The following is a 12,356-nucleotide window of genomic DNA, read 5'->3' as shown; positions in this document are numbered from 1 at the left end:
TAACAATGGGAAAGGACAAGGGAGTGCCTTGTCCTTTCGGAGTAGGAGGTAGAGGGCGATCGGCCTCTACCGATTCATGAATTGGGGTTAGACGAAGCTAAAGGCATTTTCCTCTTGAGCTAGAACGGAAACCTCTTCCACCTCACCTATCCAGTCAGTGCGATCGCCCTCTTGTGGATTCTGTCCCGGGAGCAATCCCGCCTCTTTTAACTGGACCCAATCGGCATCGGCATTGAAGTTCGCGATCGGGTCAGAGTTTAACTCACCTTCAGTATTGGTGAGAGTAGAATCAGAGTTGGCATTGTCGAGAGAGAAGAAATCAGCCCCGACATCGCTCATCAGCCAGTCAGATTCAGGATTTGTGGCTGTATTCTCATCCATGCCAGTGAGGATATCTTTACCGGCCTCAGTCACAAAGATGCCATCGAAATTGCCTAGATTGGCGATCGGTGTGGTACTCCCGAGGCGACCTTCGGACATCCCGTGCATCATATAATGTTGATAGCCACTACGGAAACCGCCAGCGCTAACGGATTCAGCCACATCCGCGTTATTCGCCAAATAGTAGCTAGTGCTGAATGCCTGACTCGGGTCGCGATTTTCGTACATTCCGAAGTGAACAAAGTGTTCCATCGCACTGCGGAACCCACCAGCTTGCACCGCTTCAGCCACATCAGCATTTTGTGCTAGATAGTATTCAGCATCAAAGGTTCGTGCTACTACCTCAAACTGCGGGAACGGATTGCGACCCTCGGTGAAACCGACGCGCACTAAATGTTCCAAACCGTTCGTAGAAATGGCTTGACGCACCGCTTCTGCTGCATCAGCGTGTTGCGAGACATAGAACATCTCGAAATCTTTCAACACCTCGCTGGGGAAGCGACCTTCTGCAAAGCCGAACTTGAGGAAATGTTCAAAACCGCTGCGGAACGAGCCATTAGTCACGGCATCGGCTACGTCGGTGTTTTGTGCGAGATAATCCTTGGCAAACATCTCACTGGGAGAGCGGCCTTCCGTGAACCCGAAGAAACCGAAGTGTTCGGCAGCACTGCGGAACGCGCCAGTTTCCACCGCAGCAGCAACATCGGAGTTTTGTGCGAGATAGTAGTCTGCATCGAAGAACAACATCCAGGGATTGCGGCTGTTGGTTTCGCTGTCGGAATCCTCTCCACTGTCGCTCGATTCGCTGTTGCCGTTAGAAGGTAACCCCTGGGGAAAAGGCTGAGGCTGCGATGAGTCAGGGGTATCCTCGTCATCAAGAGGGTTATTCTCCTCAAGGGTACGACTCGTGGGGTCGTTAACCTGCACCGCCTCCATCCGAGCCAGGATCGCTTCTTTGGTATTTTTAGCCAAAAAATCTTCTATGGAGATAGTTGCTGCTGCGAGTTCCGGCAGTCCTACAGCAATTTCACCCACTGAGACCGCTTGCAATTTTGTAATATCAGTGATGATATCTGTAGGTGAAGCACCGCTAGAGAGCAGGTCCGCAATCATTTGATTGCCGAGGGCCATGATTTGAGCCGCCGCCGCCGCCGTAGCAGCCAGTTGGGTGGGGTTAATGTTGGGGTCAGACTTTGCAGCCTGAGTCATGGCATCTTGGAGAATCGATTGGATGGTCTGGAGATTACCCAAATCGACTGAAGTACCCGCTTTGAGTTGATTGGCGATCGCCCCAATCCCACTATAAGCCAGTTGCGTCAGGGGTGTTTCCGCAACCCCTTCCATAAACTTCGCCATCTGGACAATCGTATTTTGCACCTGAATCATTGAGCCAAATACGGAGACCCCCTCAGTCTCCCCATTCGTAATGGCCTCTAAGGGGTCATAGCCCCCTAACTCAACTTCGGCAGAGAGTCCTAGAGCGGATTTGACTTGAGTTTCTGCAGCGGCTGGGTCAGTGCCTTGTTGCACCAAATTAGCGATAATCGTGGTTAATGGGGTGACGACTGTAGAGCGCAGGGTAGAAGTCAGGGGAGTGACCAGGGGTAAACCTGTGGCTATATCTACCCCGCCCATCAAGACTAACTGGCCTTCAGTGTGATCCAGTTCAGTATCTTGATTGGTATCAAACTGTTCAATATCTATAGCCAGGTCGAACGTGCCATCGGCTTCTGTCTTGCTAAAGGGTTCGTTATCATCCAATACACCGTTTAAGTTGGCGTCAAAGAAGATTTGGCCATCGGCTATATAACCATCAATGACCCGACCTCGGTGCCAGAAGCTTGAAAATTGAACAACAACATTGGAGACTTGCTTTACAACATCGGAGACTTGCTTTACAACATCAACATTGGAGACTTGCTTTACAACATCATTTATACTCATCCTTTGGATATATTCAAAATGTTCCACCTCAGTGACTATTTTGACAATAGTTGGATCGGATTTGTTAGTAATTTTCCACCCGTTATTAGTCTGGGTGAATGTATAATCTGTTTCTTTTCCAACCAACACTAAGGTATCATCACCAGCACCTCCACTAATCGTATCCTTACTGTTGAGTAAGCTGAATAGGCGATCGTTGTCATTCCCACCACTGAGAACGTTGTTGCCATTCCCACCACTAAGAGTATCGTTGCCGTCATCACCCCGGACGGTATCGTTCCCCGATTCACCGCTTAGAAAATCGTTGCCGGACCCGCCATCCAGAAAATCGTTGTCCCAGCCGCCATAGAGATAATCTTGGCCTATGCCCCCAAAGAGATAGTCATTGCCCCCATCACCGTATAGGGTGTCATTATTCCAGAACATTTCACTATATTGTCCTTGGTTTCCCTTATCATCGCCATAGAGAGTATCATTCCCATCTTCCCCTCGAAGCAAATCGTGACCGAACTGGCCGTAGAGCACATCGTTACCACTGCCACCGTAAAGGCTATCTTGACCATGAGAGCCATGTAATTCGTCATTGCCACTCTCACCAGTCAAACTATCGTTACCAGTCTCACCCAAAAGGCGGTCATTTCCTCCACCACCAGATAGAGTGTCATCGCCCGACCCCCCATCCAACATGTCTTCACCTCCTTCCCCGGAGAGAAAATCGTTGCCTTCATTGCCGTAAAGAGAGTCATTACTGGTTACGTCCATGAATCTCTGGGTTAATGGGAAATAGCTAGAACTTACAGATCCACCAACAATCCAGTCGTTACCCTGTCCCCCATAAATACGGTCGTCGCCCTCCTCTCCCTTAAGTAGATCGTTCCCGTCATCACCATAAATTAAATCTTTACCCGTTCCACCATAAATAACGTCGCCACCTTGTTCACCCGAGATTCGGTCATCCCCTTCTTCGCCACGGAGATCATCATTACCGTATCCACCATGGATTCGATCATTATCGAATCCACCATAAATAATGTCATTACCTCCATGACCTAAAAGTATGTCATGCCCTCGCTGACCAGATATTTTTTCACCCCATTCTGTTCCGTCAATTTTGTTGTTGTTGTCATTACCATTTAGCGCTCCTCCACCCCGTGTAAAGAAGTTGTCCACATCACTAGCGAAGTTTTCAAGAGAGGTACCCACATTCTCGAAAAACTCCTCAACTTCACCCCACGCTGCTACCGTAGCTTTTGATACGTCATTAAATGTGTTTTCAATGGCCTGAATAGCCTCATTAGCAAGTCTGCCTATATCACCCACCACCAAGTCTTCAAGCCAATCGCCGATACTAGAGAATGGAACTGAATCGAGATTAAAACGAGACGGTGGAATATTCAACCCAGGAATTTGGGGTGTTAGTGTAATTTGATTTGATGCTCCTAAAGACAGAGCAACTTCAACACCAACATCTTTTCCTAAGATGTTGTATCCTAACCATCCGCTTAGAGTAAGAGTGTTATTGGAAAGATTAGCATCTGCCGTGAACAACTTTTCTCCAAGTAGCTTTATTGTTCCCTTAATGTTGATATCATTAGCATTTTTAATAGTTAGGGTCGCGTCCTCAATGGATAGACCGCCTAAACCAAGATTCCCTTTGACTGTTAGTTCAGTGCTATCGAGGTTTATTTGCAGTCCAGCAAACTTTTTCCCGAAGAATATCAATTCACCGGAAGCAGATCCGCTCCGTTTTTCTAAATTGACATCTAAATTATTGAGATTGAGTGCTATAACGTTACCAAAACCAACATGGAAGTTCTTTATGTTAATTTTAGTGTTATCAATGATAGCATTGACTCCGCCACTGGATTGACCAAACAGTTCTAAATTAGCACTGGCAGCCATAGAAACATTATTGGGAGCTAAACTTAGAGCCAGATTTAATGTGTTAGCATCTTTATCTATATCGCTACTAGATCCTTTTAGCTTCAAAAATCCTAAATTGATCGCGGGTAATGTTAAAGACCCTTGAGCATTTGGATTATCATTAAAAGGATTGGCTTCTAGGATTAAAGTTGCCGTTTGCTCCCAAGCAGTGACTTCCCCCTTAATGGCAAATCCAGGTTGAATAGTCTTTCCACCAATTGTGACTGATTGCGGCACGAACTTCAACAATGGATCGAGCTCATCATCGTTGTCACTATCGACCGATTTAATATTGACATCAATGATATTTGTCAAGAAGCTCATTGCATCTTGAATCGGCTTAAGTTGAGCGAGATAGACAGACCCGGGCAATTGGCTGAGATTATTCATCGCCCAAACCTGAAATAAATTAACGGGTTTATTCGCGGTTAAGACGAGAGCCTTGGGAACTCCAGTCTGCACATCAACAGCTAATCCTGTTAATGTAATATCAAACATCTTCTGATAGTTGAAATCTCCTGATATGAGAACCTCGCCTATCGAAGCAGTTTTGAGGTCTTTTTTAAATTCTAAGGACCCCCCCCTCAATGTAGAATTGGGAAATAAGCCAAAGGGATTGTTCCATACCTGTGGTTGATCAGGAGTTCCTCCCTCTATTTTAAATCCCCCAGTGAACGACTCCTTTTCAAACGTGAATAATCCAGAGAGATTTAACGGCGGTTCATTGGTTTGGGTCAGGTCGTAGTTCTTGAGCTGAAGCTTAGGTGTAAGGTTTATGGTGCCTTCTAATTTTTCATTAATCCCTGCGTAGAAATCTGCGCCCAAAAGATTTACTTCAAAGCCTAAAATATCCACTAAATTTTTGTTTACATCTAGACTTGCTACTGCATAGGGTCCTCCTCCTTTGGGAGCGGTGTTCAGTCCCACTTTCAAAGTGAGTGAATTAATTCCTAACGTGTTCTTGATGAAGTCAAAAACTAGGGATTTTTCGGGAACGGGAATCTTGACGGAAAACTCATAAATAGGAGCAGAGCGCAGATCAGTGATAGTCAGAGTCGGAATCGGTATATCAAGAGAGACTCCCGAGAAATTTAGGGAATTGATTAATGTCGAAATTTGGCTGTCAAAGGAAGCTCCATACCCCTTCATTGCCTCCAAAACATTCCCTAATTTCATACTTAATGAATTGGTAGGGGTTATTTCAATTTTATCCCCTTCAAAAACTCCGGTTGCTGTTAATGTATTAGCGGGATTATTTTCAATCTTCTCCCAAGCCGCAAAAGTAGAGAGTAAGGGAGCCTTCACGTTGGGAAGTAAGGTGCTAGTACCTTTATAAACGGTATCCAGGTAACTATTCAGGTCCTGCAACGAATAAAAACTGAGAGGTTTTGCGCCAACGGCAACAGTATCCGGTACGATCGCTGTCTTGAAGTTCCAAGGAGTTGCACCCACAATCCCTGCATAATTGTTCCCCGCACTGTCTTTAATTGCACCATTAGCAATCTCGACATAGTAATCGGTCCCTGGTGCTAGGTCATTGGTGGGATTAATCGTAACGGTGCTGCCACTGACAGTAATTTTGGCATCGGTAGCGGCAATGGTTTCAAAGACTGAGTTATCAGCAACTTTCTTGATAACAATATTGCCTGTGCCTTTTTGGACTGCTTCATTGAAGTTAACAACTAGGTTGGCACCTACGGCAACACTGGTGGCATTATCTGCCGGAGTGAAGCTGGTAGCGGTGGGTGCAGTCGTATCCGGTGCCGTTGCCGTTTTGAAGTTCCAAGGAGTTGCACCCACAATCCCCGCATAATTGTTACCGGCACTATCTTTAATTGCACCATTAGCAATCTCGACATAATAATCCGTCCCCGGTGCTAGGTCACTGGTGGGATTAATGGTAACGGTACTGCCACTGACAGTAATTTTGGCATCGGTAGCGGCAATGGTTTCAAAGACTGAGTTATCAGAGACTTTCTTGATAACAATGTTGCCTGTACCTTTTTGGACCGCTTCATTGAAGTTGACGACTAAGTTTGCACCTACGGCAACAGTGGTGGCATTATCTGCCGGAGTGAAACTGGTAGCGGTGGGTGCGCCAGTATTGGCAGTGCGGGTTAACGGTGCAGCAGCACTATTCGTATTTCCAGTGGCATCACTAACACCACCCGCAGGCACATTCACCGTGACAGTGCCTTCTCCGGTGGGGGTCACCGTGAAGCTGTAGTTGCTGCCACTGCCGGTCAAGTTGCTCACCGTTCCGTTAGTGGCACTCACATCGTCAGCCGCAAACCCAGTCACGGTTTCACTGAATGTTGCAGTCACGCTAAATGGAGCATTCACCGTCGATGCCGCCGTCGATGCTAGGGTGACCGTGGGTGCGGCCAGATCCGCAGTACGGGTTAAAGATGTAGCAGCAGTATTGATATTTCCCACTGTATCAGTCGCACCACCAGCAGGAACGTTGACCGTGACAGTCCCGCTCCCTGTGGGCGTTATGGTAAAGCTATAGTTGCTGCCACTGCCAGTCAAATTGCTCACCGTTCCGTTGGTGACGGTCACATCGTCAGCCGCAAACCCAGTCACCGTTTCGCTGAACGTGGCGCTCACTTCAAACGGGGCGTTCACTGTGGATGCCGCTGTCGATGCTAAGGCGACAGTGGGTGCCGTGGTATCAGCAGTGCGAGTTAACGCTGTAGCCGCTGTGTTGGGATTTCCCGCCGTATCAGTCGCACCACCTGTGGGAACGTTGACCGTAACAGTACCGCTTCCTGTAGGCGTGACCATAAAGCTATAGCTGCTGCCACTGCCAGTCAAGCTGCTCACTGTCCCATTCGTGACGCTGATATCAGTCTCGGCAAACCCAGTCACCGTTTCGCTGAACGTGGCGCTCACTTCAAACGGTGCGTTCACAGTCGATGCCGCTGTCGATGCTAAGGTGACGGTGGGAACTGTGGTATCAATGACGAGATTCTTGGCTCCACCCAGAGAGGAAGCCGAACCCGCTGTGGGTACTGTCAGCGTTGCATTATTCCCCGCCGCGTCTGTAATCGTCCCGCCCGCTAAGGTGATCGCTGTTGTCTCCAAGTCGGTGGCAGTGTCACCCGTTGCCACTGTGTAGTTAAACGTGAGGGTATTAGTGCCGCTGCCAGTATTGTAGGTTGCCGAGCCGCCGGAATTTAGGGTTAATTCCGGAGTGCCGGTGACTGTCACCACTTCATCAAAGGTGACGGAGATGGGGATAACCTGACCCACAGGATAGCTACCATCGGTAAGGGTGGAAGTGATGGTGGTAACGGTTGCCTCGGTTTTATCCACCGTATAAATTTGGCCCGTGCTATCACCGTTGCCGGTTCCCGACCCGCCCAAGGGGACGCTGAGGCTGTTAACGATCGTATCGTCATCGGTAAGGTTGATCTGTACCGTGCCGTCGGCGGTGCCCGTATCCACAGCAACGGTGTAGGTACTGCCGGAGCCGGTGACGCTGGTAATCGAGGCATCGGCAATACTGCCCGCAGCTAAACTAAAGTCACTGGCATTGACACCTGTGACATTTTCACTGAAGGTGACGGTATAGTTCACCGTAGCCGCCATGCTGGGGTTGGCATCAGCACGGGTAATACTGGTAACCGTAGGGATCGTGTTGTCATAAGTGACTTCGTTATCACTGCTGGTGCTGGCGGTAGAAGTATTTCCCGCTACATCGGTGACAGCACCGGCATTCACCGAAGCGGTAATGGTGCCAGGGCTGGTCATTCCGGTGACGGCAACGTTATAGGTGGTGCCGCTGCCGGTGACGTTGGCAGTGGTTGCTCCTGCGGTGCCGCCCACTGTGATATCGGTATCATCAAAACCCGTTACGGATTCCGAGAAAACTACCTCAAAATTGACGGTTGTCCCGGCAGTGGGGTCAGACTGTCCCGCATCTTGGTTGATAGTGACCGTGGGGGCAGTGGTGTCAATGGTGACGGTAAAGGGTGCAGAAGGGGTGCTGATGTTGCTGGCAGCGTCGGTGGCAGTGGCGGTGAAGTTATAAGTGCCGTTGGTTAAAGTCGTGCCACTGTAGTCAAATGTCCAGTTCCCAGAAGCGTCAGCCGTGGCGGTGCCCATCGAGGTGCCGTCTTTGAAGAGGGTCACCGTGCTATTCGCTTCGGCAGTACCAGAAAAAATTAGGGTGGCGTCGTTGGTAATGCCGTCGTTGGCAGTGCCGCTGTCAGTGCTGATGGTAGCAATGACTGGGACAGCAGGAGCCGTGTTGTCGGCGGTGGTGAAGTTCCACGGGGTTGCGCCTGTAATTCCCGCGTAATTGTTATTTGCTAAGTCTTTAATTGCCCCAGCCGCGATTTCTACATAGTAATCAGTGGCTTCATCCAAATCGAGAGAGGGATTGATGGTGACGGTACTGCCGCTGGCGGTGACGCTACCGGAGGTCACATCAATGGTTTCCACCACTGAGTTATCCGAGACTTTCTTGATAACGATGTTGCCGATGCCTTTTTGGACAGTTTCACTGAAGTTGGCTACCAAGTTGACACCGACTGCAATATTAGTGGCATTATCACCCGGAGTGAAGCTAGTCGCGGTAGGTGCTGTGGTATCGGCGGTGGTGAAGTTCCAAGCGGTTGCACCCGTAATCCCCGCATAATTATTACCGGCACTGTCTTTAATTGCACCGTTGGCAATCTCGACATAGTAATCGGTGTCTGCTGCTAGGTCAGCCGTGGGATTGATGGTGACGGTACTGCCGCTGACGGTAATCTTGGCATCGGTAACGGCGATGGTTTCCACCACTGAGTTATCCGAGACTTTCTTGATAACGATGTTGCCGGTGCCTTTTTGAATCGCTTCGTTGAAGTTGACAACTAAGTTCGCCCCTACTGCAATATTAGTGGCATTATCGACAGGAGTGAAACTGGTTGCCGTTGGTGCGGTGGTATCGGCAGGGAGCGCTGTTTTAAAGTTCCAAGCGGTTGCACCCGTAATCCCCGCATAATTATTACCGGCACTGTCTTTAATTGCACCGTTGGCAATCTCGACATAGTAATCGGTGTCTGCTGCTAGGTCAGCCGTGGGATTGATGGTGACGGTACTGCCGCTGACGGTAATCTTGGCATCGGTAACGGCGATGGTTTCCACCACTGAGTTATCCGAGACTTTCTTGATAACGATGTTGCCGGTGCCTTTTTGAATCGCTTCGTTGAAGTTGACAACTAAGTTCGCCCCTACTGCAATATTAGTGGCATTATCGACAGGAGTGAAGCTGGTTGCTGTTGGTGCGGTGGTGTCTACGAGCAGGTTTTTGTTGGCACCCAGAGAGTTGGCCGCTCCTGGACTGGGCAGCGTGAGGATAGCATTGTTCGTGGCACTATCTTTGATAGTGCCACCATTGAGGCTGAGGGCAGTGGTATTGGCATAGTCGAGGTCGTTGGTATTTTGACCAGCAGCTACGGTGTAGTTGAAGCTTAGGGTATTCGTGCCGCTACCAGAGGTGTATGTAGCGGTGGCAGCCGTGTTTAACGCGAGGGTGGGAGTGCCTGTGACGGTGACGGGTTCGGAAAAGGTGACGGTAATGGGGATCAGTTGACTGGCTTTGTAGGTGCCATCAGCGATCGCGGAAGAGATCGCAGTGACAGTGGGAGCAGATCCAGGGTTCAGCTTGCTGATGAAGATGTCAGTGCTTCCCGCAGATGTCAGGTTGGCAGTACCAGTATTGGGGTCAAAGTCAGCTGTGCCTTGGAAATCGCCACTGGTATAAACGTTGCCGCTGCTGTCTAGGCTGAGGCTGTAGCTGTTGTCGTCACTACCCCCTCCGAGTTGCTTGGCCCACAGGAAGTTGCCGCTGGCATCCAGCTTGCTGATGAAGCCATCAGCGCCTCCTGCTGAAGTCAGGTTGGCAGTGCCAGCACCAGGATCAAAGTCAACTGTGCCTTGGAAGGTGCCAGTGGTATAAACGTTGCCGCTGCTGTCTAGGCTGAGGCTGTAGCTGTTGTCGTCACTACCCCCTCCGAGTTGCTTAGCCCACAGGAAGTTGCCGCTGGCGTCCAGCTTGCTGATGAAGGCGTCAGAACCTCCTGCTGAAGTGAGGTTGAATGTAGCAGCACCGGGGTTGAAGTCCGCTGTGCCTTGAAAGGAACCTGTGGTGTAAACGTTGCCGCTGCTGTCAACACTGATGCTGTAGTTATAGTCATTATTGACCCCGCCGAGTTGCTTGGCCCACAAAAAATTGCCGCTGGCATCCAGTTTGCTGATGAAGCCATCCCAGGCTCCCACTGAAGTGAGGTTGAATGTAGCAGCACCGGGGTTGAAGTCTGCTGTGCCCCAGAAATGTCCAGTGGTGTAAATGTTACCACTGCTATCTAGGGTAATTTCATAGCTCTTGTCGTCATTAGCTCCTCCGAGTTGCTTGGCCCACAAAAAGTTTCCGCTGGCATCCAGTTTGCTGATAAAGGTGTCATACTCGCCTGCTGAAGTCAGGTTGAATGTAGCAGCACCGGGGTTGAGGTCGGCTGTCCCCCAAAAATGACCTGTTGTGTAAACATTGCCGCTGCCGTCAACAGTGATGCTGTAACCCGCGTCGTCAGTGCCTCCTCCGAGTTGCTTGGCCCACAGGAAGTTACCGCTGGCGTCCAGCTTGCTAATGAAGGCGTCAGAACCTCCTGCTGAAGTCAGGTTGAATGTAGCAGCACTGGGGTTGAAGTCCGCTGTGCCTTGAAAGGAACCTGTGGTGTAAACGTTGCCGCTGCTGTCAATGATGAGGGTGTCGCCATACTCGTTACCGCTCCCTCCGAGTTGCTTGGCCCACAGGAAGTTACCGTTGGCGTCCAGTTTTGTGATGAAGGCATCAGAACCTCCGGTTGAAGTCAGATTGAATGTGCCAGCACCAGGGTCGAAGTCAACGGTGCCTTGGAACGAACCCGTGATGTAACTGTTGCCGCTACTGTCAACCTTGATGTTGTAGCTAAAATCGCCACTGCCCCCTCCCATCTTTTTGGCCCAAGCGTATTCGGGTTGCAGACTTAAAACACTGCCATAATTTGCCATTGCTGCTGCTGAAAAAGCCAGGGACGCAGCAATTTGCCCTGTGGTTTTTTCCAGGTCCCAGTCACCGCCCAGGGCTGCATGACCTGTCTTGTTGATGGACGCTGCAATATCTGCCTCAGTTATTTCACTGAGGCGCTGTACGAAGCTTTCGCCAATTTCTCCGGCTGCTACGTCGCACCCATAGAGCAAAATATCTGCTTTCCCACTCAGGGCGTTGTGCCACTGTCCCAGGGTCTCGCTGTAGCTTTCCAGGTTATCGGTATTGAGGAGAACCGATCCCAGTTGCAAGCTGCCCGGACTGCCGTGAGAAACAATATGCAATGCCTGAATGTTGCTACGAGTTGCCAAGATTTCGGCGATTTGGCCGACTCCGTCTTGATGCGGGTGAAGTACCACCACCTCTGTGCCGGGAAGCACTCCTGCTGCTAAACTTTCCCAGTTTTCTACTGTTGTATCAAAAATTGCAATACTGCGATTGGAAATAGTGGTGCTGATGGAGGGATTTACCACAAGCTGAGTTGTTTCGAGGGGTTTCATGGGTACTGTTTCCTTATGTTTCTAATGAACTAGACGGGCGGTGTAGATGCAACCCAAGGTCAATCAAGGCGATCGCCGGGTGAATGGTTCACACAATCTAGCGAATGCGCTGCAAGTCACTTATACGACCTGAATCGCATAGATGCTCTAGGGGGGGATTTAGCTTGAGTTTTTGTCCCTGATCCCTTGGAACGTTTGGGGATTTAAGTTTTGGAAAAGGCGATTTTGCGGGGGGAGCAGCCAGTCGCTTCCCTAAAAAGGAGGTAAAAAGTCGGGGCGGATTGAAAACGATTGGGCTGGCATTTGTCAGTAGACATAAATCCCTATCATATAATTTGCTTTATGTCAACTCCTGATTGATATATTTTTTATAGGCTTGAATTTACTGTAACTTGTTGGAGCGAGGCGGTCAATAGCAAGCTATATAAATTTTTGATAAATCTGACCTGCTCCTCAAGGGGTGTTTTTCAATGCTTACGAGGTTTGTGCCGTTGAGAGGCTTAACTGCACATTGCTCTCTTTTTGTCAAT

The 12,356-nt window shown here is 49.4% G+C and carries 1 protein-coding gene; it reads right to left on the bottom strand.

Going from position 1 to position 12,356, the window contains the following annotated elements; all coding sequences use genetic code 11:
* Positions 1 to 87: 87 nt before the first annotated feature.
* Complete coding sequence (locus tag NG795_RS15870) at positions 88 to 11,826, bottom strand: Ig-like domain-containing protein (protein WP_367289630.1); 11,739 nt, start codon at positions 11,824 to 11,826, stop codon at positions 88 to 90.
* Between the last annotated feature and the right edge of the window lie 530 nt (positions 11,827 to 12,356).

Origin of the sequence: Laspinema palackyanum D2c (genome assembly GCF_025370875.1) — a bacterium.
GTDB lineage: Bacteria > Cyanobacteriota > Cyanobacteriia > Cyanobacteriales > Laspinemataceae > Laspinema > Laspinema palackyanum.
This window is presented reverse-complemented; position numbering and strand designations above follow the sequence as displayed.

Bases quoted from the DNA above. Each gene is read 5' to 3' on its own strand.
- NG795_RS15870 (WP_367289630.1), bottom strand. From the start codon at position 11,826: ATGAAACCCCTCGAAACAACTCAGCTTGTGGTAAATCCCTCCATCAGC.